This window comes from Mucilaginibacter sp. SG564, from assembly GCF_013149275.1.
Taxonomy (GTDB): Bacteria; Bacteroidota; Bacteroidia; order Sphingobacteriales; family Sphingobacteriaceae; genus Mucilaginibacter.
Genome location: NZ_JABGNA010000001.1, coordinates 592,349 through 615,956 on the forward strand (window position 1 = coordinate 592,349; position 23,608 = coordinate 615,956).

General features: G+C 42.0%; 25 protein-coding genes and 1 riboswitch. Of the genes, 19 read left to right on the forward strand and 6 right to left on the reverse strand.

Annotated elements, in window-relative coordinates; all coding sequences use genetic code 11:
• The first annotated feature begins 141 nt into the window (after positions 1-141).
• Entirely contained in the window at positions 142-2,604 is a 2,463-nt protein-coding gene (locus FHW89_RS02075; RefSeq protein ID WP_172333340.1) for a glutaminase family protein, read from the forward strand.
• A 121-nt stretch (positions 2,605-2,725) separates the two neighbouring features.
• Here FHW89_RS02075 and FHW89_RS02080 read toward each other — a convergent pair whose 3' ends face one another.
• A complete protein-coding gene (locus FHW89_RS02080) occupies positions 2,726-3,391 on the reverse strand; it encodes a hypothetical protein (protein WP_172333341.1) in 666 nt (221 codons plus the stop codon).
• A 264-nt stretch (positions 3,392-3,655) separates the two neighbouring features.
• Here FHW89_RS02080 and FHW89_RS02085 point away from each other — a divergent pair, with 264 nt between their 5' ends.
• From FHW89_RS02085 to FHW89_RS02095, 3 genes are all read left to right on the forward strand, one after another.
• The gene (locus FHW89_RS02085) at positions 3,656-4,978 is read left to right on the forward strand and encodes an MFS transporter (protein ID WP_172333342.1); all 1,323 of its coding nucleotides are present in this window, start codon (positions 3,656-3,658) and stop codon (positions 4,976-4,978) included.
• Positions 4,979-4,989: 11 nt separating this feature from the next.
• Complete coding sequence (locus tag FHW89_RS02090; protein ID WP_172333343.1) at positions 4,990-5,718, forward strand: (Fe-S)-binding protein; 729 nt, start codon at positions 4,990-4,992, stop codon at positions 5,716-5,718.
• Between the two features lie 153 nt (positions 5,719-5,871).
• The gene (locus FHW89_RS02095) at positions 5,872-6,039 is read left to right on the forward strand and encodes a hypothetical protein (RefSeq protein ID WP_172333344.1); all 168 of its coding nucleotides are present in this window, start codon (positions 5,872-5,874) and stop codon (positions 6,037-6,039) included.
• Positions 6,040-6,249: 210 nt separating this feature from the next.
• Here FHW89_RS02095 and FHW89_RS28925 read toward each other — a convergent pair whose 3' ends face one another.
• Complete coding sequence (locus tag FHW89_RS28925) at positions 6,250-6,372, reverse strand: hypothetical protein (protein ID WP_256367746.1); 123 nt, start codon at positions 6,370-6,372, stop codon at positions 6,250-6,252.
• Between the two features lie 69 nt (positions 6,373-6,441).
• The gene (locus FHW89_RS02100) at positions 6,442-6,732 is read right to left on the reverse strand and encodes a hypothetical protein (protein ID WP_172333345.1); all 291 of its coding nucleotides are present in this window, start codon (positions 6,730-6,732) and stop codon (positions 6,442-6,444) included.
• 140 nt (positions 6,733-6,872) lie between these two features.
• Between FHW89_RS02100 and FHW89_RS02105 the strand changes: the two genes are divergently transcribed.
• The 6 genes from FHW89_RS02105 to rplT all read left to right on the forward strand — a co-directional run bounded on the left by FHW89_RS02105 (position 6,873) and on the right by rplT (position 11,508).
• Positions 6,873-7,310 carry a cupin domain-containing protein gene (locus FHW89_RS02105; protein ID WP_216650447.1) on the forward strand — a complete coding sequence of 146 codons (438 nt, stop codon included), beginning with the start codon at positions 6,873-6,875 and terminating at the stop codon, positions 7,308-7,310.
• A 9-nt stretch (positions 7,311-7,319) separates the two neighbouring features.
• Complete coding sequence (locus tag FHW89_RS02110; protein ID WP_172333346.1) at positions 7,320-7,850, forward strand: DinB family protein; 531 nt, start codon at positions 7,320-7,322, stop codon at positions 7,848-7,850.
• 452 nt (positions 7,851-8,302) lie between these two features.
• Positions 8,303-10,228, forward strand: coding sequence for a threonine--tRNA ligase (gene thrS / locus FHW89_RS02115; RefSeq protein ID WP_172333347.1), 1,926 nt, complete (start codon positions 8,303-8,305; stop codon positions 10,226-10,228).
• 1 nt (position 10,229) lies between these two features.
• A complete protein-coding gene (gene infC, locus FHW89_RS02120) occupies positions 10,230-10,796 on the forward strand; it encodes a translation initiation factor IF-3 (protein ID WP_090470682.1) in 567 nt (188 codons plus the stop codon).
• 88 nt (positions 10,797-10,884) lie between these two features.
• Positions 10,885-11,085, forward strand: a complete 201-nt coding sequence (gene rpmI, locus FHW89_RS02125) for a 50S ribosomal protein L35 (protein WP_022829872.1) — start codon at positions 10,885-10,887, stop codon at positions 11,083-11,085.
• 78 nt (positions 11,086-11,163) lie between these two features.
• Positions 11,164-11,508 carry a 50S ribosomal protein L20 gene (gene rplT, locus FHW89_RS02130; RefSeq protein ID WP_078346323.1) on the forward strand — a complete coding sequence of 115 codons (345 nt, stop codon included), beginning with the start codon at positions 11,164-11,166 and terminating at the stop codon, positions 11,506-11,508.
• Between the two features lie 65 nt (positions 11,509-11,573).
• Here the strand turns inward: rplT and FHW89_RS02135 are convergent, their stop codons facing one another.
• Positions 11,574-12,830 (reverse strand): serine hydrolase, encoded by a 1,257-nt coding sequence (locus tag FHW89_RS02135; protein WP_172333348.1) that lies wholly within the window; start codon positions 12,828-12,830, stop codon positions 11,574-11,576.
• A gap of 47 nt (positions 12,831-12,877) precedes the next feature.
• Positions 12,878-13,079, forward strand: a riboswitch (cobalamin riboswitch).
• Between the two features lie 124 nt (positions 13,080-13,203).
• On the opposite strand from FHW89_RS02135, the gene FHW89_RS02140 reads away from it, so the two are divergent.
• The 4 genes from FHW89_RS02140 (at position 13,204) to FHW89_RS02155 (ending at position 17,708) form a co-directional block, all read left to right on the forward strand.
• The gene (locus FHW89_RS02140; protein WP_172333349.1) at positions 13,204-15,156 is read left to right on the forward strand and encodes a TonB-dependent siderophore receptor; all 1,953 of its coding nucleotides are present in this window, start codon (positions 13,204-13,206) and stop codon (positions 15,154-15,156) included.
• A gap of 52 nt (positions 15,157-15,208) precedes the next feature.
• Positions 15,209-15,772 (forward strand): DUF6580 family putative transport protein, encoded by a 564-nt coding sequence (locus FHW89_RS02145; RefSeq protein ID WP_172333350.1) that lies wholly within the window; start codon positions 15,209-15,211, stop codon positions 15,770-15,772.
• 79 nt (positions 15,773-15,851) lie between these two features.
• Entirely contained in the window at positions 15,852-16,541 is a 690-nt protein-coding gene (locus tag FHW89_RS02150) for an NAD-dependent deacylase (RefSeq protein WP_172333351.1), read from the forward strand.
• Positions 16,542-16,991: 450 nt separating this feature from the next.
• Positions 16,992-17,708, forward strand: a complete 717-nt coding sequence (locus FHW89_RS02155; protein ID WP_172333352.1) for a diphthine--ammonia ligase — start codon at positions 16,992-16,994, stop codon at positions 17,706-17,708.
• 216 nt (positions 17,709-17,924) lie between these two features.
• Here FHW89_RS02155 and FHW89_RS02160 read toward each other — a convergent pair whose 3' ends face one another.
• Positions 17,925-18,173: a hypothetical protein gene (locus tag FHW89_RS02160; protein WP_172333353.1), complete on the reverse strand. Its 249-nt coding sequence runs from the start codon at positions 18,171-18,173 to the stop codon at positions 17,925-17,927.
• A gap of 122 nt (positions 18,174-18,295) precedes the next feature.
• The gene (locus FHW89_RS02165; RefSeq protein WP_172333354.1) at positions 18,296-19,039 is read right to left on the reverse strand and encodes a DUF3291 domain-containing protein; all 744 of its coding nucleotides are present in this window, start codon (positions 19,037-19,039) and stop codon (positions 18,296-18,298) included.
• A 510-nt stretch (positions 19,040-19,549) separates the two neighbouring features.
• On the opposite strand from FHW89_RS02165, the gene FHW89_RS02170 reads away from it, so the two are divergent.
• The 5 genes from FHW89_RS02170 to FHW89_RS02190 all read left to right on the forward strand — a co-directional run bounded on the left by FHW89_RS02170 (position 19,550) and on the right by FHW89_RS02190 (position 23,568).
• Positions 19,550-20,029 (forward strand): GAF domain-containing protein, encoded by a 480-nt coding sequence (locus FHW89_RS02170; protein WP_172333355.1) that lies wholly within the window; start codon positions 19,550-19,552, stop codon positions 20,027-20,029.
• Positions 20,026-20,673 carry an alpha/beta hydrolase gene (locus tag FHW89_RS02175; protein ID WP_172333356.1) on the forward strand — a complete coding sequence of 216 codons (648 nt, stop codon included), beginning with the start codon at positions 20,026-20,028 and terminating at the stop codon, positions 20,671-20,673. The genes FHW89_RS02170 and FHW89_RS02175 overlap by 4 nt, the downstream gene beginning before the upstream one ends.
• Positions 20,670-21,272, forward strand: a complete 603-nt coding sequence (locus FHW89_RS02180; protein ID WP_172333357.1) for a DNA-3-methyladenine glycosylase — start codon at positions 20,670-20,672, stop codon at positions 21,270-21,272. The genes FHW89_RS02175 and FHW89_RS02180 overlap by 4 nt, the downstream gene beginning before the upstream one ends.
• Positions 21,273-21,377: 105 nt before the next feature.
• Positions 21,378-22,658 (forward strand): kynureninase, encoded by a 1,281-nt coding sequence (gene kynU, locus FHW89_RS02185; RefSeq protein WP_172333358.1) that lies wholly within the window; start codon positions 21,378-21,380, stop codon positions 22,656-22,658.
• Positions 22,659-22,713: 55 nt separating this feature from the next.
• The gene (locus FHW89_RS02190; RefSeq protein WP_172333359.1) at positions 22,714-23,568 is read left to right on the forward strand and encodes a bestrophin family protein; all 855 of its coding nucleotides are present in this window, start codon (positions 22,714-22,716) and stop codon (positions 23,566-23,568) included.
• The last annotated feature ends 40 nt before the right edge of the window (positions 23,569-23,608 follow it).

Below are 23,608 nucleotides of genomic sequence, written 5' to 3' on the forward strand. Positions count from 1 at the left end.
CGCACATCTGCACATCTTCTACATATCGTCTCAATTAATCGTCAATTTAACGCTTTTTGTAGTGGTATATCTGTTTTAAGCCGGAAAATGCAAATATTTACGGCTCTATAAATCCATATTGTATAAACCATTTATAAAAACATGAAAAGGTTCCCATTAGTTGCTTGCCTTATGTTAGCAGGCTTTTTGGCCAGGGCACAGGCTACCAAAGCGCCTGCTTATCCGCTCATTACACACAATCCTTATTTCAGTATTTGGTCGTTCACCGATAACCTGAATGAATCTACCACCCATCACTGGACCGGTAAAGATCAATCGCTGCTGGGCCTGATCAAGGTTGACGGTGCTGTTTACCGTTTTATGGGTAAGGAACCCGTGGAGTACAAAACTGTACTGGCTGCGGCCGACGAAAAGCCCTATACCTGTAAGTATACGGAGGCAGAACCTTCCAAAGACTGGGCGTCTGCCAAATTTGAGGATAGCGGTTGGAAAACAGGCACGGCACCTTTCAGTAATGATAAACAGGCTGCCAAAACTTTATGGACAGGCCGGGAAATCTGGGTACGCCGTACTTTTACCCTGAATGATCTTAACTTTAATAAGCTTTGGTTAAGACTGCACCATGATGATGAAGCAGAGGTTTATATCAATGGAAAAAAAGTAAGCGAACAAGGTGGTGCCAACGGCGATCTGCAATATTTTGCATTGAACGATGCCGCCATAAGTTCCTTGAAAAAAGGTGAAAATGTGCTGGCATTACATTGTACCAACACAGGCGGTGGCGCCTGGCTTGATGCCGGTTTGGCCGATGAGTTAAAACCAACGGGTCATGCCGCTCTTGAACTGGCCAAACAAACCAGCGTAACCTTAAATGCCACCCAAACCATTTATAATTTTAAATGCGGTAAGGCCGATCTGCAGGTTACATTTACTTCACCTTTATTGATGAGTGACCTGAACCTGTTGTCGCGCCCGGTATCTTATATCAGCTATAAAGTAAAATCAAATGATGGTGCCGCACATGATATAAAAGTTTATTTCGGTGCATCGGCAGATATCGCGCGTAACACACCACAGCAACCGGTAACTACGCAACAGTACATATCGGGCACGTTATCTGTTTTAAAAGCGGGTACTGTAGAACAACCGGTATTGCAAAAGAAAGGTGATGACCTGCGTATCGACTGGGGGTATATGTATGTAGCTGCACCAAAATCTGCCAACGTACAGCAATACGTAAGCACCGGTAAGCAAGCTGTCGATTCATTTTTTAGTGGAGGCAGTAAATCAACGGTAAAGGAGGGAACCAACCTGGTTTTAAATACCGTGATCCCTTTTGGTAAGGTGGGCAAAGCAGCGGTAGCTAAATTTGTAGAATTGGGCTATGATGATATCACTCCCGTACAATATTTTCATGCCAATTTAAAGCCATGGTGGCAAAACGCGCAAACCAAAACCATAGAGCAGGTATTAGCCAAAGCTGCCGCGGAGTATCCGGCAGTGCTGCAAAAATGTACCGCGTTTAATACTTCTATGTATAAAGATGCCCAAAATGCGGGTGGCACACCTTATGCTAAATTATGTGTGTTGGCTTACAGGCAAAGTATTGCTGCTCACATCCTGGTGAAAAGTCCGCAGGGTGAGATCTTATTCCTGTCGAAAGAGAATTTTAGTAATGGCTCTATCAATACGGTCGACGTAACATACCCATCGGCACCTTTATTCCTGCTTTACAATCCTAAGTTGATGGAAGGTATGCTGAATGGTATCTTCTACTTTAGTGAGACGGGTAAATTCGCGCATGATTTCGCTGCGCATGACCTGGGTACTTATCCATTAGCCAATGGACAAACCTATGGTGAGGGCATGCCGGTTGAAGAATCGGGTAATATGCTGGCTTTAACTGCGGCTATAGTACGTGCCAACGGCAACAACCCGGCCTATGCCAAAAAACACTGGAAAACTTTAACCACCTGGACAAATTACTTAGCTAAAGAAGGCCTGGATCCTGCCAACCAGCTTTGTACCGATGATTTTGCGGGTCACCTGGCGCGTAATGCCAATCTATCGGCTAAGGCTATTGTGGGTGTGGGCTGTTATGCTCACCTGGCTGGCCTGCTTGGTCAAAAAGATGTGGCTGCAAAATACAATGCCATGGCTAAGGATATGGTTTCCAAATGGATGAAAATGGCCGATGCCGGAGATCATTATTCCCTGGTGTTTGATAAAAAAGATACCTGGAGCCAGAAGTATAATATCATTTGGGATAAGATACTGGGCTTAAACCTGTTCCCGCAATCGGTTTATGACCGCGAAATAAAGTTTTATCTGACCAAACAAAACCAATATGGTATACCGCTGGATAGCCGTAAAACCTATACCAAAAGTGATTGGATCATCTGGACAGCTACTTTAGCCAAAAACAGGGCCGATTTTGAGGCATTGGTTAACCCGGTTTATAAATACGCTATGGAAACCCCAACTCGTGTGCCACTAAGCGACTGGCACGAAACTATCAACGGGAAACAGGTAGGTTTCCAGGCTCGTAGTGTGGTGGGTGGATATTATATCAAGCTTTTACAACAAAAGTGGAACGGTAAATAGTTCCAATTATAAAATAAAAAACATCTCATTGCGAGCGCAGCGTGGCAATCTCTTCGCGTTTATTCATACCTGCGAGGAGATTGCTTCGTGCCTCGCAATGACATGTTTTTTTTATGCCTCCCTACATTCCCGCCAGTGCAGCCCACGTATCAGCATTAAACACTGGGTTAATCTCAAAACTATCATATTGTATAACCAATTTCTTTATACCCGAGGTTACTACTTCATGAAAGGGTATCATAATTCCCTGTACCGGGCGCAGATCTGATAATGCGGATACCGATGTCCGACCGAATGTTTTATTGGCCTCGGCTACCAGTTGGTTTTGGTTGTTGATGGCAAAAATATAATCGTTACCGTCCAGTTTGCACTGAACCGAATAAGTATTGTTTTTGAGTTTTTGCATATGCAGCACCTGCATCTGGTTGATGGCTGGTTTGCGCAGCCCAAGTAAACCCGAGTAAAATGTGCTTTTCATTTCGGCTATCCGGGCAGGGGGCATATCTGCTTTTTTGCCGTTGAGCCATTGCCAGCCAATGCCATTTTCTTCCTGTTCGGTCGAAATAACCTTTTCGTTTTCCCAAAGCTCTATCCGTATTTTATTATCCTGAATATCAACATAAGATACTGCTTTTACACCCATAATAGTAGCTGTATAGCGCAGTGTTTTGATCGTGTCAAGTTTCCTGCCGCCATGCGCGTTGTTGGCATCTAAAAGCAGCGCTTTGGCGTCATGATGATGAATTAGGTCTTGAGTTGTTGTTTCTGTTTTGCCGGTTTGCTTCATGTGATGATTAGTTTTGACAAATCCTCCATTAAAATATTATCCTTCCCGAGTCGCCGCTATAATTGTTTTATATAACCTGGCTTGTAAAAGATGCATTTTATATTTTTATTGGCTACATCCCTTACTTAAATTATCAAAATTTCTTACTCTCTCAAAAATTAAACCAGTATTGCCAGATGCACGCATAATTTTAAGCATCTTAATTGAGCTATATATCCAGCAGTGGTTTTGCAAATACCAAAATTTGTATACTTTTATTGTTCAATGGAAACCAAAAACAATAAAAAAACCATCAGGGCCTGGGCCTTTTTTGATTGGGCCAACTCCGCATACAACCTGGTTATCACCTCTACCATTTTTCCGGCTTATTATGTAGCTATTACCACTACTAAAACCAATGGGGGTAAGGTGCAGTTTTTCGGCAAAACCTTTATAAATACAGCCTTGTCTGATTATGCCTTGTCGGTCGCTTATCTTATCATTGTTTTCCTGTTGCCCATACTATCCTCCATTGCCGATTATAAGGGCAATAAAAAAATATTCATGCAGTTTTTTACGGCCATTGGAGCAATAGCGTGCTGTGTGCTTTATTTTTTCGACGCGAATCATATTGAGCCGGGGATCATCGCCTTCGCGCTGGCTGCTATTGGTTACAGCGGTGGTTTTGTATTTTATAACTCTTACCTGCCCGAAATTGCTACTGTAGATATGCAGGACAAGGTGAGCGCTAAAGGTTTTACTTATGGCTATATCGGCAGCGTGCTGCTGCAGCTTATTTGTTTTGTGTTTGTGCTGAAGCCCGAGCTGTTTGGTATTGTTGATGAAACATTCCCTGCCCGTTTATCATTTTTACTGGTTGGTTTATGGTGGATGGGTTTCGCTCTTATACCATTCATCGTACTACCCAAGGGGAGCCCCAACGCGGTTAGTCATGATCATAATATCATTAAAGGAGGCTTTATAGAACTTGGAAAAGTTTGGAAAAAAGTGAAGACCATGCCTTTGCTTAAAAGATACCTCCCGGCGTTTTTCTTTTACTCCATGGGGGTACAAACCATTATGCTGGTAGCCACAGGTTTTGCCGCCAAGGAACTGCACATGCCTACATCGGCCCTCATTACAACCATTTTAATTATCCAATTGGTGGCTATTGGTGGGGCAACACTTATGTCGCGCTTATCGGGCAAATATGGCAACGTACGAGTGCTCATTGCCGTAGTGATCATCTGGATAGGGGTGTGTGCTGCCGCTTATTTAACTAAAACGGCCACAGAGTTTTATGTAGTAGCCGCAGTAGTAGGCCTGGTGATGGGCGGCATCCAGTCCATGTCGCGCTCAACCTATTCTAAATATTTACCCGAAAACATTACGGACACTGCATCGTTCTTCAGTTTTTATGACGTTACCGAAAAGCTGGCGATAGTGGGCGGAGTATTCAGCTTTGGTTTTTTTGAAGAGCTTACCGGCAGTCCGCGCAATTCGGTACTGGTATTGGCCATCTTTTTTATAATAGGTTTAATATTATTGTTTTCTTTGCTGGCAGCAGAAAATAAGCTAAAGAAAAATACGGAGCTAAGCGCCGTGTAATTGTGTAAGAGATGAAGATTGAGTTATTTGTACCCTGTTTTATTGATCAGTTGTTTCCCGATACCGCTTTTAATACCGTAAAAGTATTGGAAAAGGCTGGCTGTAAAGTGAGCTTTAATCCAAACCAAACCTGCTGCGGACAACCTGCTTTTAACGCCGGTTTCTGGGACGAGGCCAAAGCCGTGGGTAGCAAATTCCTGAGTGATTTCTCCGACGATAGCGTCATCGTAACGCCGTCCGCTTCCTGCACCGGCATGGTGAAAAATTACTATAATGATCTGTTCACCAATACCGCTGTACACAATAAATGCAGGGCCGTGCAGGGCAATATCTATGAATTGTCTGACTTCCTGGTGAACATCCTGCAGTTTGATTATTTTGGCGCCGAGCTCGACGGTAAAGCCGTTTACCACGACAGCTGTGCAGGCCTGCGTGAATGCAAGATCAAGGACGAGCCCCGCCAGCTACTCTCCAAAGTATTGGGCCTGGAACTGCTCGACCTGAAAGATAACGAAACCTGTTGTGGTTTCGGCGGAACCTTCGCCGTAAAATTTGATGGCATCTCTACTGCTATGGCCCAACAAAAGGTGGATAACGCGCTGGCCGCAGGAGCGGAGTATATTATCTCCACTGATGCCTCCTGTTTGCTACATCTGCAAAGCTATATCGACAAAAACAGTATCCCGATACAAACCATGCACCTGGCCGATGTGCTGACACTGGGTTGGGGGAATGTGTAGGGTTTGATTTGGGAATTGGGATGTGAGTGAAGTTATATAAAAACCACGTCATTGCGAGGTACGAAGCAATCTCTATACTTGGACCAAATGATATAGACCCATTGCCAACATTGTAACACAGATCAAGTTTCTTTAACAATACGCCTCAATATCATGACAAAAAGAGAACAATACGGACTGGAGTTTTATAAAAGTAAAGATCCAATTGATGGGAGTATTATTCATGTTTGCAATAGACGGGGTGTTATTAACGAGTATAATGTACTACAAATCATCCAACAACTTAATCAAACTGAAACACAAAGTTTAATTGATGAATAAATAATGTTCTTAATGGTCAATATCATGAACAATACTTTGTAACAGACGGGACCGAACATGAGAGTATAGAATTGAATTTTCCCAATATAGTTTTCGGTGAAAATGACTTAGTTATATCTATGCAGGATTTAAAGGCCTTGCTACAAGAATGGCTTACATTCATTAGGTCATAGTTTTTTGTCATCTCTTGGTCTCTTGAAAGTCAACGACCTACTTCCTATCGATATCTATAATTTCGAAATTACTGTTTTGAAGAAGTTGTGATACCGGGAATTCCTTGATAACAGATTCATCAAACTCCTTGTCTTTCAGGTCGCTGATTCCGGTTTCCATATTTGTTTGGTATTTATTGATAGCTATATAAACCATGTTACCATCAACATGATCAACCTTGAACAGGGTTTAGTGGTCATCTTTCATTTTAACTTCCAGGATATCATCTTTTTTTAAGGAAGTCATCATATGACTAACCTTGGCCGCTTTTTGCTTATCAGCGATGGAAAAGCCAACAATGGCAAGGGCTATAAGTAAAAGTCCGGAGAAAGTCCATACCGGCATTTTAGCATGGGTTTTAAGGTTCTCGTATCCCAGTTTTACAGAGGCCGGCATTTCCTTTAATTTCAATATCTGCCGGCAGTTATCGGCAATAAGTTCTGTTTTGCGCAGGGAGGCCCGCATACCATAAATGATCATGCTTTTGTGTGATTTAAGGTTAGTATCCGGGTTTGAAAATAATAAAAAGATCAATAGCAGCCTTAGGAAAAAACAAAAAGGGTTTATGGTTAACTGCAAGTTACATTGAAACAAAAATGATATTGCCACGTCATAACAGTATGAAAAACTTAGCCGTTTTATTACTTTGTTTGGCAGTGGCCGGTATGGCAAGTGCTAAAGGTTTACCACATCCTGATAAATTCAACCTGCCGGATAGTATCATCCGAAAAAAGATATTGCTGGCTCAATTCCCAACGCGTAATGTTTCCAGTGTTGATGTTCGTGAGATTAATTTTGGCCCAAAACAAAAAACGGGCAGGCATCAGCACCCTATACCGGTAATGGGCTACATTGTTTCGGGAACGGTATTGTTTGAGGTAGAAGGACAATCCGCTAAAGTATTACACGCAGGCGATGCCTTTTATGAACCTGCAAATACTACCATCGCGCATTTTGATAACCAATCGGATACCGAACCGCTTAAATTTGTGGCCTATTACCTGCTTAACGGCGAAACCGAATTAATAAAAATGCTGCCCGAAAAAACAGATAAGTAAAAACCATTGATGAGAATAATACCACCACCCCAACCCGGAGAATACCCGTCGTACGCTATCATGTACATGAAATTACTACCTACCGATGGACTGATATTAAAGCACCTGCAGGATAATTTTGATATGGTGAAGCAGTTGGTCTATTCCTTACCCGAAGATGTCTTATACTATCGCTATGCCCCTGGTAAATGGAGTATAAAAGAAACACTGGTACATATTATTGATGACGAACGCATTTTTGCCTATCGTGCCCTGCGCTTTGCCCGTAACGAAAAAAACAACCTCATCGGTTTTGACCAGGATAGCTATGCGCTTTATTCGGAAGCCGACAGCCGTTCGCTCGATAATATTTTTGAAGAGTATGAGGCCGTGAGGCGGGCAACCATAACTTTATTTAATGGCCTTCCCGATAATGCTTTCGGCAGGATGGGACATGGCACCGGCACCGCCAATGACGCTACGGTAAGGGCCCTTGCCTATCATATTGCCGGGCACGAGCTGCATCATATTAATATTATTAAAGAAAAATACCTGAGCTAAAATCAACATGTGTTATGCCCTGGGGGGGCCGGATTTGCCGGTCTGCTCCGGATTTCGTATCTTTATATTATAACAGCCCGCTGCTCTTTTTCTAAGAGCAGCGGGCTGTTTAGTTAAGACCAAGACATGATCAAAAATTGTCTGTTTTGCATATAGTTATTTGAAAATTAAATATTTAATACTTTTTAAAGTTTTAAAAGCATAACAAAACAGTGTTCAGATTTGTTAAAAAGTGTTAAAATTGATGGTTTTGAATCAATTTTCAGCCGTTTTTACTCCGTTTTCGATCAGAAAATTGTTAAAATTTAAGGTTTAAAAAGTTTTTGGAAAGGGTATAGGGATTTAGAAAATCTAAATCAAAATAAAATCCTAAATTAGCGCCACAAAAATAAAGATCACTTTGTAGGTGATCAGCAAACGTAATTTTATAAAAATTTAAATCATAGTTGTAGATGATTAGTATTACACTTCCTGATGGATCCGTTCGTCAGTATGACAAGGGGATTACTTCCGCACAGATCGCCCAGTCGATCTCCGAGGGATTAGCACGTAACGTATTAGCCGCCGAAGTTGATGGTCAGGTTTGGGATGCCAGCCGCCCCATTGAACAGGACGCGCACGTTAAATTATTAACCTGGAATGATGCTTCGGGTAAATCAACTTTCTGGCATTCATCAGCCCACTTAATGGCCGAAGCCCTGGAAGCCCTGTATCCGGGTACCAAATTTGGTATCGGTCCGGCTATTGAAACCGGTTTCTATTATGATGTTGACTTTGGTGATCGTGAATTCTCGTCTGATGAGTTTAAACAGATTGAAGATAAGATCATTGAGCTGGCCAAAACCAAAGAAGAGTACATCCGCAAACCGGTGAGCAAAGCCGATGCGATTGAATATTTTACCGAAAAAGGCGATGAATACAAGCTTGATCTGATCAAGGATCTGGCCGATGGTTCGATCACTTTTTATACACAAGGTAATTTTACCGATTTATGCCGTGGGCCGCACATCCCTAATACAGGCTTTATTAAGGCTGTTAAACTGATGAGCGTGGCCGGTGCTTACTGGCGCGGTGACGAAACCCGTAAACAGCTTACACGCATTTACGCGGTTACATTTCCCAAAGCCAGCGAGTTAACTGATTACCTGCACATGATCGAAGAAGCTAAAAAGCGCGATCACCGCAAGCTGGGTAAAGAACTGGAATTGTTCACTTTCTCTGAAAAAGTGGGTATGGGTTTGCCATTGTGGTTACCCAAAGGCACTGCATTACGTGAACGACTGACCAGCTTTTTACAAAAAGCGCAGGTTAGGGCAGGGTATGAGCAGGTAATTACACCACACATTGGGCATAAAAACCTGTATGTAACATCAGGTCACTACGAAAAATATGGCGCCGATTCATTTCAGCCGATAAAAACACCGCAGGAGGGAGAGGAGTTCTTTTTAAAACCAATGAACTGCCCGCACCACTGTGAAATATACAAAAGCAAGCCGCGCTCTTACAAAGATTTGCCGGTACGTTTGGCGGAATTTGGTACTGTTTACCGGTACGAGCAAAGCGGCGAGCTGCATGGTTTAACCCGTGTACGTGGCTTTACTCAGGACGATGCGCACTTGTTTTGCCGCCCAGATCAGGTAAAGGATGAGTTTAAAAAAGTGATTGATCTGGTGTTGTATGTATTCAAAGCCCTTGGTTTTGAGAACTATACTGCGCAGGTATCGCTTCGCGATCCTGAAAATAAGGGTAAATACATCGGTACTGACGAAAACTGGGCTTTGGCTGAGTCGGCAATTATTGAAGCTGCCGAAGAAAAAGGTTTAATCACCGTTCAGGAATTGGGCGAAGCCGCTTTTTATGGCCCTAAGCTTGATTTTATGGTGAAGGATGCCCTGGGTCGTAAATGGCAATTGGGTACTATACAGGTTGATTATAATCTTCCTGAACGTTTTGAACTGGAATATACTGGCAGTGACAATCAAAAACATCGTCCGGTAATGATCCATAGGGCGCCGTTTGGTTCCCTGGAGCGTTTTATAGCGGTGTTGATTGAGCATTGCGCAGGTAATTTCCCGCTTTGGCTGTCGCCGGAGCAGTTTATTATTTTGCCCATATCAGAAAAATTTGAGGAATATGCAAAAAAACTTTCTGATGTGTTAAAAGATTCCGATATTTGCGGGCTGATTGATTTTAGAGACGAGAAAATAGGGCGTAAGATACGTGATGCTGAAGTCAAAAAGATCCCTTATATGTTGATTGTAGGTGAAAAAGAAGCGGCTGAAGGCTTGGTTTCTGTAAGGAAACATGGTCAGGGCGATTTGGGAAGTATGAGCATAGAAGATTTTAAAGAACAAATAACTAAAGAAATAAAAGTATAACTTGGCATTAAACAAACCTTTCAATAGAGGACCAAGGCTTCCTTTTAAGAAAAAAGAAGCTGAACACAACATTAATCAATTCATCAGGGCTCAGGAAGTTCGTCTGGTAGGCGATAACGTTGAGCAGGGAGTTTACTCTTTAAGAGACGCGCTGGCAATTGCACAGGAGCAAGAGCTCGACCTGGTTGAAATATCTCCAAACGCTGTCCCACCGGTTTGTAAGGTAACGGACTATAATAAGTTCATTTATGAACAAAAGAAGAAGCTAAAAGAGATAAAAAACAATGCCAAGCAAACGGTTATTAAAGAGATCCGTTTCGGACCAAATACCGATGACCATGACTTTGAATTTAAATTGAAGCATGCCATGAAGTTTTTGGAAGCCGGTGAAAAGGTGAGAGCCTACGTACACTTTAAAGGCCGTGCCATTGTGTACAAAGAACAGGGCGAAATCCTGTTACTTCGTTTTGCACAGGCGTTGGAAGATAACGGTAAAGTAGAGCAGTTACCAAAGCTTGAAGGAAAAAGGATGTTTTTAACTCTAGCTCCTAAAGCAGTAAAAAAATAATAATTTTTAAGTACGACGTTGACGTTGTACCATTAAATAAAGGAAAACGTTGAGAAACGTTAATATCTAAAAACAAATAAATAGAGTTATGCCAAAAATGAAAACCAATTCCAGTGCAAAAAAGCGTTTTAAGCTTACTGGAACCGGTAAAATCGCAAGAAAAAACGCATACAAAAGCCACATCTTAACCAAGATGTCGACAAAACGTAAGCGCGCCCTTGGTCACACCAGCTTAGTTTCTGATGCTGACATGGGTAACGTTAAACGTATGCTTTGTATCGGAAAGTAATTCACAAATTTTTTAACCAGGTATTAGAGTTTTAAGTTCTGTTATAAAAACAGGCACTCACTACCAAAATCAAACAAGATGCCACGTTCAGTTAACGCAGTAGCGTCGAGAAGACGCAGGAAAAGGATCATGAACCTCGCCAAAGGTTATTGGGGTTCACGTAGCAAGGTTTACACCATTGCAAAAAACACAGTTGAAAAAGGTTTACAGTACGCTTATCGTGACCGCAAAACCAAAAAAAGAGAGTTCAGAGCTTTGTGGATACAGCGTATTAACGCAGGTGCCCGTCAGCACGGAATTTCTTACTCTCAGTTAATAGGTAAATTAGCAGCAAAAGAAATCGGTTTAAACCGTAAAGTATTGGCTGATTTAGCGATGAATCATCCAGATGCTTTCAAAGCCGTGATTGATGCAGTAAAATAATTAGCGCAAGCTTAATAAAAAAGGCCTTCTGTTTATTCAGAAGGCCTTTTTGTTTTAGTATGAAGTTATTTTGTCTGTGAGTAATTAAATTGGAATTGAGTTAAATTGGGCAGATGTTTTTTAGGCCTTTTCAATTCATTTTGATAAATAACATGCCCCAGATTTTTTAGGAATGGAAGGCAAATCGTGGCGTATTCATATTTATTATCGTTATAAACCCCATCCTCATTTGATTGCACTACCGCAGTTAGTAAGAACTCAACATGATTTTTAAAATCGACAATGTAGGCGTTGTCAATATCATATCCATAACTGTCGCCTACTTTGTTAAATATCCTGATATTGGGTTCAATTACCGCCGAACTATCTCCACCGTAATATAAAAATTTGCAGTATGCCGGGAAATAGTCTGGTCGGTTATAGGTTGGTTTTATGTTTTCTGTAGGAAATGTACTCATATATCGGTATATGAAAGCATAATCGGCAGATGTGAGGTTGTAGCGCTGATTCGTCGGAAATGATTGCGGAAAAAGGAGTCTCTTTAATACCAGCTGCTGATCGGCAATAGAATACACATTTTTTTCACTCAAATTAAAGGGTTTATTCACGAGGCGGTCGCTGCTGTCCAGATAGGCTTTCCCCATAATCATATTATCCAGGCGCATCGGATAGTTTAAGCTATCATATAATGCCTTTTTGCGGTATACCACTTGGTTTCCATCGTAAAAAGTAATGGGGTTGGTATGTCTTGTGTTTTCTCCGGCATCGCCTACTGCCAGCCGACCCACAATACGGGTATGATATAACTGGTATTTTTTTAGTTTGCGATTGATCTCTTCACGGCCAACAAATTCATACAAGCGATTGAAAGCGTCGTTATCACTTACCAATAAGATTTTTTTAATATAATTCTCTATACTGGGTAGCCCATTTGCCGATGAGGTATCTGTTTTTACCCTGGTTTGTTTGGCAAAGGCGCTGTCGGTGATCATAGTTGATCTTGTGGTTAAGCCTTTAACATGTAATTCGTGAAGTTTTTCCAGCGCGAAAATGGCTGTTGGTAGTTTAACTGTACTGGCAGGATAGAAATAATGTTTAGCGTTAAGTCGATAACTGTATGACTTAAAATGCGGTGTGTTGTTTTTATCTCGGTCGATTTGCGTATACAATATTTGTACCTCATTTTGGGTAGGATGGCTCAATATCTTACTAAATAGCTCCGGATGACTTTGTAAAAGCTCTTTCAGGAAAACAGTATCAGGTTGCTGAGCAAAGCTGGATATGGCGATTACCAGCAACAGAAATGTAATGTACGGTTTCATTATCATAAATATACAGATTGTTACTTTGCGATTGCTCATAGTTAGCTTACTTTTGTTGCGCTTTAGGTTTCATACGGTTTATTACTGTAAATGAATTAAAAGGGAATACGGTGAATAATCCGTAACTGTCCCGCAGCTGTAAGCTCTTTAACCATTGCCCACTCTTATGGCCACTGTTCTGAAAAGAATGGGAAGGCAGGGCAATTTGGGGAGCAAGTCAGAACACCTGCCCAGGCACTTATAGTATTCATAGCTTTCGGGGATTGAAGCTTGAATGTGAATGCCCTTCATTGAGTGTATTTTCATTTGCCCTGATCATATATTGGATATAGTATAAGTTGATAACAAGCATTATTTAATTATAACAGGTTATATGGACAAACTTTACTTTAAAGGTATTTTAGGAATTGGATTATTGCAGGCTACATTGCTGGTAACCACAGCACAAGCGCAGGATACTACGCGATTGCTTAATGATGTAGTGGTTACCGCTACCCGCTCACCAAAAAAACTATCTGATATAGGCAGGGTAGTTACCGTGATCCCGGCCGAGCAGATTAATCGCTCACAGGGGAAAACCTTACCCCAATTACTAAATACCGTTCCGGGACTTACATTTTCGGGCGCCCAGAATGCGCCGGGTATCGCTACATCCATTTATCTGTATGGAGCATCTACAGGAAACACGTTGATATTGATTGATGGTTTCCCAGTGAACAATGCAGCAGCCATAGACGGCAGTTATGACCTGAACGCTTTTTCATTGGATCTGATAGATCATATCGAGATTTTAAAAGGAAGCGGATCAACTTTGTATGGTTCAGACGCTGTGGCCGGTGTTATCAATATCATTACCAAAAAAGGAAAGGGGCAAGGACTTAAAAGTAGCCTGCAGCTAATGGGTGGTAGTTATAAAACCTTCAAAGAGTCGGCTTCATTAAATGGAACGGTAAACAAAACGGGAGTTGCTGTAAATATTTCCAATTCCGATTCAAGAGGTTTTGCGGCAGCAACAGATACAACGGGTAAAGGCAATTTTAAAAAAGATGGCTTTCATCAGCGTTCGGCGAGTGTAAATATCAATCAGGCAGTTTCCAGGAATTTCAGCCTGAATGGAAACCTGCAAACAAGCTATACATCAGGTAATTTACCCTACGGAGCATTTACCGACGATCAAAATTATACTTACAACAATACGTTTTTGTTTGGAGGTTTAGGGGCTAAATTAATATTGCCAAAAGGGTCGCTGCGTTTCAATATATCGCAAAATACAGTTTGGAATAATTTTAAAAACTTTCCTACCGACAACGATTCTACCCACCAGATAACTAAAAATATTGGGCGTATTACCAATGCCGAAGTTGTGTTGAATCAAGAATTAGGTAAATATTTTGACATAACCAGTGGGGTAAGTTTTAAATATAGCAACACTACCCAATATAGCTTATATGAATCAACAGGTTATCATCCCGGAGCCAGTACTATCGCCGATAATTTGGCTCATAATAATATATTCAGCGCTTATACTTCTTTGTTTTTTAAAGCTGATATTTTTCACATGGAACTGGGTGGGCGATACAATCACCATAGCACGTATGGCGATAATTTTACCTATACCATTAACCCGTCTTTGTTCCTGGCCGATCAATTTAAAATTTTCGGATCAATAGCATCAGCCTATAAATCGCCATCATTGTATCAGTTATATTCCCAATATGGTAATGTAAAACTAAAGCCCGAAACTACTACCTCCTATGAAGCTGGTTTTGATTGGGAGATTGTTAAAAACGCACTGACATTCAATACCCATTTCTATAAACGGAATGCTAAGGATGTGATCTATTTCTTTACTCAGTCTGTTTCGCCCTTTGCATCTTTTTATCAAAACGGTCAGTTTCAAAAGGATAAAGGTTTTGAGAGCGAGTTGAATTATCACGCTGATAAATTAACGGCTGCAGCCTATTATACTTATGTAAACGGTAAATTGACCGATGAAAAGGGCGTACAAACGGCCAATCTTTACCGCAGACCAAAAAGCACATTAGGCATTAATTTTAACTACCAGGTTATTGAAGATTTTTCATTTGGCGTGAATTATAAATATACCGGCAACCGTACCGATCAAAACTTTGCAACCTATCCGTCTACAGTAGTTACTCTAAAACATTATCACCTGGCCGATCTGCACCTGGAGCTGAAGGCAACCAAAAACCTGCGCGTATTTGGCGATCTGAATAATCTATTGGATCAAAAATATACCGACTGGTTGGGTTACAATACCATGGGTATCAACTTCATGCTTGGGGCCAAATACCAGTTTAATTAGCAGCTTTTTATTTAGTACATTTATAAGTAATTTTACCTCATAAATTTGAATCATGAACTCAAAAGATAATACAACCCGCAATATCGTATTGATACTGATGATCGTGGTAGCGGCCGCGTTCAGGTTGCTGGCATTTAAGTATAAGGAGCTGAGTAATTTTAATCCGGTAGGAGCCATAGCTATATTTGGCGGTGTGTATTTTGCCGATAAATGGAAAAGCTACGTTACGGTAATGCTGGCCCTTTTCGGAACGGATATTATCCTGAATTACTTGTACTTCCATAAATTAACTTTATGGTATAGCGGTGCCGAATGGACGTATCTGGCCTTTATTTTAATGATCCTGGTGGGTAGCCTGATTAAAAAAGTAACTGTACTGAATGTAGTTTTAGCTTCCGTTGCTTCCGTATTGATCCATTGGTTGCTCACCGATCTACCGGGAACTTTATATCCCCACACCTTAGCCGGTTATGGCACATCGTTGGTTAACGCCATCCCATTCGAAAAGAATATGGTATTTGGCAATTTAGTATTTGGCTTTATTTTATTTGGCGGTTTTGAACTGGCTAAAACCAAATACACTTTTTTACGCACTAAAAAGCAACTGGCACTTTAAGCTAACTCAATAATATAGAAAAGCGATTTGCCACCAGGGCAGGTCGCTTTTTTTATGGATATATAATTTTTAGATACCTATGAAAAAACTGGTAGTGCTAACAGGCGCAGGTATAAGCGCCGAGAGCGGTTTAAAGACTTTCAGAGACAGCGACGGCCTGTGGGAAGGTTACGATATAGAAGACGTGGCAACACCGCAGGCATGGCAGCGAAACCCGGCTCTGGTACAGCAATTTTATAACGAGCGCCGCAAATCGGTATTAGAAGCGCAACCCAATGCTGCTCATTATGCTCTCGCCCAACTGGAAGAAAAATATCGGGTAACTATCATTACCCAAAACATCGATGACCTGCACGAAAGGGCTGGTTCCACCAATGTAATGCACCTGCATGGTATTATAACCCGATCGCAATCAAGTATCGATCCTGAGCTTACTTATCCCATTAATGGCTGGGAGATTGGGGTGGATGAAGTGTGTGAATTAGGCTCGCCCCTGAGGGCCCATGTCGTTTGGTTTGGCGAGGACGTACCCATGATAGGCCCCGCCGCGCGTATTTGTGCCGATGCGGATGTTTTTATGCTTGTAGGTTCATCCCTGGCGGTATATCCGGCTGCGGGACTCATCAGCTATGTGCGACCGGAGATCCCAAGATATATTATCGACCCAAAGATACCGGATGTAAGTGTGAGGGGCCAATTGATAAAAATACAGGAGAGGGCTACTGTTGGCGTACCTGCATTGGTAGATCAGCTTCTGAAAGATCAATAATTTAAGGGGTTAAGTAGTCATCTAAAAAGTGGGTTTACATGGTTTACACTTTTTATGGTTTGAATTACTATAATTATCTGAAAATCAAATATTTAAATATAATTTACCCTCAAAAAGTGGGTTTACATGTAAACCCACTTTTTGAGGGTAAGAGACCTCAAGATCAAGGGGTGATGTTATTAAATTAAAGAATTTTGCAAACCCCATGGGGTTAAAGCTTTGTAGTAAAAAAGTCGATTTTCATTCAGTGCCGTGGGTACTGCACTCAGGTTGCATACCTATGGTATGCTAAAATATTATTCTTTGTTTGCTACAAAGCTTTTACTCCTACGGAGTAGTAAACCTTTAATGACATTGCTCGTGTGAACTGCAAAACTTCAGAAATAATAATTTAAATCTGCCTGGCATTTTTAAAAATCACTAATTCGCTAAATCACTAATTAAAAAATAATGAAAAAGTGCATATTCAATTGGAGCGGGGGTAAGGACAGCGCCATAGCCTTATATTATTGTCTTCAGAACCCTGATCTGGAGATCAAATACCTGGTTACCACTATTAATGACGCGGCCGACAGGATATCCATGCATGGTGTGCGTACGGAACTGCTGATTAAACAGGCTGAGAGTATCGGCATCCCGCTATACCAGATCCGCCTGCCCGAGATGCCCGGTATGCAGGAATATGACGAGGTGATGCACCGCCACCTCATGTATTTTAAGAGCGAGGGTATTACCCATGCCATTTTTGGTGACATATTTTTAGAAGACCTGAAAGCTTACCGCGATGCCCGCCTGAGCGAGGTAGGTTTGCGAGGCATATATCCCTTGTGGAAACGTGATACCGGCGAATTGATTAGTGAGTTTTTAAGCCTTGGCTTTGGTACCGTGATAGCCTGTACCCAGGAACGTTTGGAGCGCATAGTAGGGAAGGAGATCAGCCCGGAACTGATTGATGCCCTGCCCGATGATGTAGATGTTTGCGGCGAGAATGGTGAGTTCCACACCTTCACTTTTAAGGGCCCGATTTTTAAAAATACGATACCTTACAAAACAGGAGTGAAGATTTTTAAAGAATATAAAGCGCCCCAAAATGCCGATGACTCCTGCGTTTCGGTAACTGATCAAAAACGCTCAGGATTTTGGTATTGCGACCTTGTTTTGGCATAACTTCCCATTTATTTGGCAAAAATAGCCGCAGAATTAAATTTTCTATATATGTATAACTATTTATATTACAATTAATTAAATAATAAATACAAAGTAATGGTGTAAATTAATAGCAATAAGGAATTATTTTTGGCTTTAAATTAGCCTTTATTGCAGAATAAAATTCTGTTTGTAATGCTATTTAAAATTAAATAACTGTATTATAGATAGTTATGGTTAATAATTGTACCGATAATATGACTCTTTGAAGTCTTTTCGCATTTCGGTAAAGCGAGCGCCTACCGTTTTCAAAAACTCTTCATCCAGTAATTCAAAAACACTGTTTACGCCATCCGTCAAATCCATCTCGGGTATCTTGTAACTTTGTTCCAGGGCGCCCTGTTCTATCTTCACAATAAACTTTTGGTTCATGTTCAGGATGGATATTTTAAAATCCGGGTGCGGTAGTTCGGCTATAATTCTCATAGATTAATTATTGAATTAGTGATTTATTGAATTAGTGAGTTGTTTATGGAGTAAAGATTTTTGGAGTAAGGCGTAAGGATTTTTGAATAATAACTTTTGTCTTTAATCTTTAAATTCTCGTTCTAAAAATCCTTGCTCTCAAAATTCCTGTTCTTTGCTCCAATGATCCTTGCTCCAGTATCTTCCAGAGGATCTTTTCCGTGGAGTGATCCAAAGCTTTCCAGTATTTCAAACCGGGCGAAAAGTTCTTCGCTGTACCAGTTTTCGCTGCGGGTGAGTTTGATTACCTCTGCGTGCTCGCGGCTTTTGTAGGCGAAATTTTTCACAGCATCCAGGCTTTGCCAAACCGAAAAGGTGGCTTGGCGGTAAACCGGCGCTTCGCCAATGCCAAAAGAGGTAATGTAACCCGGTGCTTTGGCCATCAGGTTGGCTACCTCGTCTACATGCGACCAAAAGTTCTTCAACCGGCTTATTCTGATCGTAGCACGGGTAAGTACTGCGATAGGGCCGGTATACTCTTTTATTTCCGGGTTGCCAAAGGGTGTTTTGCCATCCCATTTGCCATGGCTTTGCAGAGGTTCACATAGTACCGTCCAGCCTTCATGGCCAAATATTTTCCACCAGCCCGAAACAACAGAGCTGGCCTGAAATCGATCGAAATCTTCCCGGCTGTCCCAGCAGGCCAGCAGGCCCCATTGCTGCCAGTCGGGCTGCAAATCAAATGTGCCATTATGACCCGAGCCCAGCAGTTTATAAAAACTACAGCCTTTTTGCAGCCACATGGGCAGGCGATGTATGGCCATGGCCAGCAATGCAAAAGGGATAAAAAGTTTCCGGTATCGGACAATGGTAAGGCTAACGATCATGTTTTGCTAAATAAAACATTAATTGTAAAACCCCCGCCAAAAAACTTTTTAAACCTCAAATTTTAACAATTTTCTGATCAAAAACAGGGTGAAAAGAACAAGTGATCATCATTTTTATTAACGCTTTAAAGTTATTTTGACGTTTTTTAACAAATTTTTGATGGTTTTAAAAACTTTAAAAAGATTTATTGGATTGGTATTCAAGTTCGCCTTCCGTGCAAAGACGGGGTAAAAAAACATGTCATTGCTGAGAGAAGCGTGGACAACCGACCAGCGGGAGCTCATTAATGCCGTAAAAAACAGTTAACAACATTAATAATCTCGTAGCTATTCTCGTCGATGAGAACGCAAGGAGATTGCTTCGTCGTTCCTCCTTTCAATGACATATAGGAAATATGCAGCAATGTCAAGGCGGGTCAATATCACGCGGCAAATACCTTTATCCCGTCAACAGCCTAAATATGATATGCTGTTGATGTACTTTCTGCGGTACATTGTTATTTTTGTACTATGGCAGAGGATTTAAACATAACCACATCAACCGATAAAACTGAGCAATATACTACGCTTATTCCGCAGATTGAGGCACTGCTTTATGGCGAGCCTGATTTGGTGGCTAACCTGGCCAATGTGGCCGCGGCTTTAAAGGAGCAGTTTAAATGGTTTTGGGTAGGGTTTTACCTGGTAAAAAATGGCGAACTGGTGTTAGGTCCGTTCCAGGGCCCCGTAGCCTGTACCCGTATTGGTTTAGGTAAAGGTGTTTGTGGCGCGGCATGGCAGCAGGCCAAAACGCTGGTAGTGCCCGATGTGGAAGCCTTCCCTGGTCACATCGCCTGTAGTTCGCTTTCGCGATCAGAAATTGTAGTGCCTGTATTTCATAATGGAGAAGTGATTGCCGTTTTGGATGTGGACAGCGAATTGCTGGATCAGTTTGATGAAACCGATGCGCTGTACCTGGAGCAAATTGTAAAGCTGCTGAACTTTGCATGAGCAGGATCTATCTGATAGCTGGCTTGGGTGCCGATACCCGGGTTTATAACAATATCGACCTTCATGATCATGAAGTGATCCCTGTTGACTGGATTGAACCCCATCAATCAGATACTTTAAATACTTATGCGCAAAAACTTATCCATCAATATCATATATTGCCTAATTCGATCCTTATAGGTAACTCCTTAGGCGGAATGATAGCTGTGGAAATGGCAAAACAGATCCCGGTGAAAAAGGTGATCCTGGTATCGAGCATCAAAACAAATAGCGAAGCGCCCGGGTATTTTAGTGTCTTTCGCGCGTTGCCCATTTATAAGCTTATTCCCGGGAAATTGTTCACCGCAATGGGCTTTATGATCAAGCCTTTATTTGGGCATATGAGTGCAGAAGATGCCTGGTTGTTTAACGATATGCTGAAAAATTCATCACCGACTTTTGTGAAGTGGGCCATGGGGGTAGTTCTACACTGGAAAAACGATATTATCCCGCCAAATCTCTTTCATATCACCGGTGATAAGGATCTGGTGTTCTCTTTTAAGCGTATCATTGGTGCCACCATTGTTAAAGGTGGTACTCATATTATGATATTTGATAAGGCAAAAGAGATCAATAAATTATTAAAAAACATCCTCAAAAAATGAAGTTGCCCCAAGAGTTTTACCTGGGCACCGATGTGGTGGCTATAAGTAAAAGTTTATTAGGTAAGTATTTATTTACCTGTATTGATGGTGTAACTACGGGTGGTTATATTGTTGAAACAGAAGCCTATAATGGCATCGTAGATAAAGCCGCGCACTCCTATGGCGGCCGACTTACGCCACGTACCCAAACCATGTTTATGCAGGGTGGTATAGCCTACGTTTATCTGTGCTACGGCATTCACGAAATGTTTAATATCGTAACTTCTACAGAAGGGCATCCCCAGGCTATCCTGATCAGGGCCATGCACCCAACCGATGGTATCGAGGCCATGCAGGCGCGGCGTAATATGCCGGTACTTAAATCAACCATCACTGCCGGACCGGGTTCTGTCGCTAAAGCTTTAGGTATTTCCCGGAATATTAATGCTATTAGTTTGCAGAGCGACACGCTCTGGTTGGAAGATCGTGGGTTGAATTTTACCGATGACCAGATAACGGTAGGACCGCGGATAGGGGTTGCCTATGCAGCCGAAGATGCGCTGTTGCCGTATCGCTTTTACGTGAAAGGTGATGTTTATGTAAGTAAACCGAATAAGTGAGTTGTGAGTAGGTAGTAGTAATAGGGGACTTAGTAAGGTTTTTTATTTGAAGTGAAAACTCACCATTCGCTGCTCCCCACTCACTAATTAATTATCTTTGGCTCGATGAATTATCAAAATAGTTTAGCGTTTGCTTTGGAGCAGGACGCGCTTGATCCGTTAAGAAATTTCAGGAGTCGTTTTCTGATTCCCCAACATCGGGGTGCCGACGCGGTTTATTTATGCGGCAATTCTTTAGGTCTGCAACCGGCCTCGGCAGGGAAATATATAGCCGATCAGCTCAGTACCTGGCAGAACCTCGCGGTAGAGGGTTGGTTCCAGGGCGATGATCCCTGGCTTGCTTATCATCAACAGCTTACGCCATCGATAGCCCGCATTGTAGGTGCACAGGAAAATGAAGTTACGGTGATGAATTCACTTACAGTGAATCTTCACTTATTAATGGTAAGTTTCTATAAGCCAAATAGTAATCGATTTAAAATTATCATGGAAGGGGGGGCTTTTCCGTCAGATCAGTACGCTATGGAAAGCCAGGTTCGGTTCCATGGCTTTGATCCAAAGGATGCTATCGTGGAGGTCTTTCCGCGTGAAGGCGAGCTTACTTTACGCACTGAAGATATCCTCCAAACTATCTATGAACATGCCGATGAGCTGGCCCTCGTGATGTTTGCCGGCATCAATTATTATACCGGTCAACTGTTCGATATGAAAGCCATTGCCGCTGCGGCTCACAAAGCCGGCGCCTACGCGGGTTTCGACCTGGCTCATGCTGCTGGTAACGTTTCGCTGAGATTGCACGATTGGGGTGCTGATTTTGCCTGCTGGTGCTCGTATAAGTACATGAACTCAGGTCCGGGTGGAATCAGTGGTGTTTTTGTGCATGAAAAGCATTTCGACAATCCAGAATTAGACCGCTTTGCGGGCTGGTGGGGTTACCGGTCAGATAAGCGCTTTTTGATGGCGCCCGGCTTTGATGCGGCTAAAGGCGCCGATGGCTGGCAGGTGAGCACCAGTCCGATATTGCTCCTGGCTTTATTTAAGGCTTCTATGGCTATTTTTGATGAAGCGGGTGGTATTGGTGTCCTGCACGAGAAAAGCGTGGCTTTAACGGGTTATATGGAGTTTTTGATCAATGAGTTGAATACGGCGCAGGGCGAGGAGGTGTTTAAGATCATTACACCAGCAGATCCGCAGAAGCGGGGTTGTCAGTTATCGGTAGTTTGTAAGCGGAATGCCAAAGCTATTTTCCAATCCCTGGCCGATAACGGCGTAATAGGCGATTGGCGCGAACCCGATGTGATCAGGCTGAGCCCGGTACCGCTTTACAATACATTCCAGGATGTGTATAAAACCGTGCAACAAATGGCTGCGGCGATAAAGCAGTAATACCGAAGCAGGAAAGCTTTTGAATTTTGAATTTTTACTTTTGACTTAACAAAACATGGTTTACTATAATCCTAAAGAGTGGTTTTCTTTTATTTTCAAGATTAATAAGGCCGATACGATGCGGGAGCTGTTTCCGCTGATGATTGCGGTTGGTGCGTACGCTGGTGTGGTGACTTATTTTTTGATCGATTTTTGGCAATTGCCCGATAGTAGCTTGCTCCGCAAGGTAGGTTACATTCATCAAACCATTGGTTTTGTATTTTCATTATTGCTGGCATTCCGTATCAATTCGGCATATGACCGTTGGTGGGAAGGACGTAAGATTTGGGGGAGTTTGACCAATAACAGCCGTAACCTGGCCATCAAGCTAAGGCACCTGGTTGGTGACAATGACGCTGCGTTTTTCAACTACACGATATCGCTTTATGCACGCTCGCTCCGGGATCATTTGCGCGACAAATATGTACCAGAAGAATCTGAATTCATTACCATCGATCCGCAGAAACATGTGCCCAATCAGGTGGCCTCGGCTATTATCGAAAACGTGTACAAGCTCAATAAAAGTGGCGTAATTAATCCGGAGCAATTGTTTAGTATTACGGCAGAAATAACTTCATTTACAGATATTTGTGGTGGGTGCGAGCGGATCAAAAAAACACCTATTCCTTTTTCTTATAATGTGTTTATCAAGAAGTTTATTTTTACTTACATCATGACACTGCCCTTTACCTGGGCCTTTGATCTGAAGTATTTTATTATCCCGATCATTGCGTTTGTATTGTTTGTTTTTGCCAGTATCGAGCTGTTGGCCGAGGAGATAGAAGACCCCTTTGGTTACGATGCGAACGACCTGCCGCTGGATAATATCTGCGAGAATATTCAGAAACATGTGGGGGAGATATTGGGTTAGGTTTTTAGATGTGCAGATGTGCGAATTTCAGATGTGCAGA

Bases quoted from the DNA above. Each gene is read 5' to 3' on its own strand.
- FHW89_RS02155 (WP_172333352.1), top strand. From the start codon at position 16,992: ATGAAAAAGTGCATATTCAATTGGAGCGGGGGTAAGGACAGCGCCATA.
- FHW89_RS02135 (WP_172333348.1), bottom strand. From the start codon at position 12,830: ATGAAACCGTACATTACATTTCTGTTGCTGGTAATCGCCATATCCAGC.
- FHW89_RS02100 (WP_172333345.1), bottom strand. From the start codon at position 6,732: ATGATCATTTATGGTATGCGGGCCTCCCTGCGCAAAACAGAACTTATT.
- FHW89_RS02085 (WP_172333342.1), top strand. From the start codon at position 3,656: ATGGAAACCAAAAACAATAAAAAAACCATCAGGGCCTGGGCCTTTTTT.
- rpmI (WP_022829872.1), top strand. From the start codon at position 10,885: ATGCCAAAAATGAAAACCAATTCCAGTGCAAAAAAGCGTTTTAAGCTT.
- FHW89_RS02190 (WP_172333359.1), top strand. From the start codon at position 22,714: ATGGTTTACTATAATCCTAAAGAGTGGTTTTCTTTTATTTTCAAGATT.
- FHW89_RS02105 (WP_216650447.1), top strand. From the start codon at position 6,873: ATGAAAAACTTAGCCGTTTTATTACTTTGTTTGGCAGTGGCCGGTATG.
- FHW89_RS02165 (WP_172333354.1), bottom strand. From the start codon at position 19,039: ATGATCGTTAGCCTTACCATTGTCCGATACCGGAAACTTTTTATCCCT.
- FHW89_RS02140 (WP_172333349.1), top strand. From the start codon at position 13,204: ATGGACAAACTTTACTTTAAAGGTATTTTAGGAATTGGATTATTGCAG.
- FHW89_RS02180 (WP_172333357.1), top strand. From the start codon at position 20,670: ATGAAGTTGCCCCAAGAGTTTTACCTGGGCACCGATGTGGTGGCTATA.
- FHW89_RS02080 (WP_172333341.1), bottom strand. From the start codon at position 3,391: ATGAAGCAAACCGGCAAAACAGAAACAACAACTCAAGACCTAATTCAT.
- rplT (WP_078346323.1), top strand. From the start codon at position 11,164: ATGCCACGTTCAGTTAACGCAGTAGCGTCGAGAAGACGCAGGAAAAGG.
- FHW89_RS02095 (WP_172333344.1), top strand. From the start codon at position 5,872: ATGACAAAAAGAGAACAATACGGACTGGAGTTTTATAAAAGTAAAGAT.
- FHW89_RS02110 (WP_172333346.1), top strand. From the start codon at position 7,320: ATGAGAATAATACCACCACCCCAACCCGGAGAATACCCGTCGTACGCT.
- FHW89_RS02150 (WP_172333351.1), top strand. From the start codon at position 15,852: ATGAAAAAACTGGTAGTGCTAACAGGCGCAGGTATAAGCGCCGAGAGC.
- kynU (WP_172333358.1), top strand. From the start codon at position 21,378: ATGAATTATCAAAATAGTTTAGCGTTTGCTTTGGAGCAGGACGCGCTT.
- FHW89_RS02175 (WP_172333356.1), top strand. From the start codon at position 20,026: ATGAGCAGGATCTATCTGATAGCTGGCTTGGGTGCCGATACCCGGGTT.
- FHW89_RS02160 (WP_172333353.1), bottom strand. From the start codon at position 18,173: ATGAGAATTATAGCCGAACTACCGCACCCGGATTTTAAAATATCCATC.
- FHW89_RS28925 (WP_256367746.1), bottom strand. From the start codon at position 6,372: ATGGAAACCGGAATCAGCGACCTGAAAGACAAGGAGTTTGATGAATCT.
- FHW89_RS02090 (WP_172333343.1), top strand. From the start codon at position 4,990: ATGAAGATTGAGTTATTTGTACCCTGTTTTATTGATCAGTTGTTTCCC.
- FHW89_RS02170 (WP_172333355.1), top strand. From the start codon at position 19,550: ATGGCAGAGGATTTAAACATAACCACATCAACCGATAAAACTGAGCAA.
- FHW89_RS02145 (WP_172333350.1), top strand. From the start codon at position 15,209: ATGAACTCAAAAGATAATACAACCCGCAATATCGTATTGATACTGATG.
- FHW89_RS02075 (WP_172333340.1), top strand. From the start codon at position 142: ATGAAAAGGTTCCCATTAGTTGCTTGCCTTATGTTAGCAGGCTTTTTG.
- thrS (WP_172333347.1), top strand. From the start codon at position 8,303: ATGATTAGTATTACACTTCCTGATGGATCCGTTCGTCAGTATGACAAG.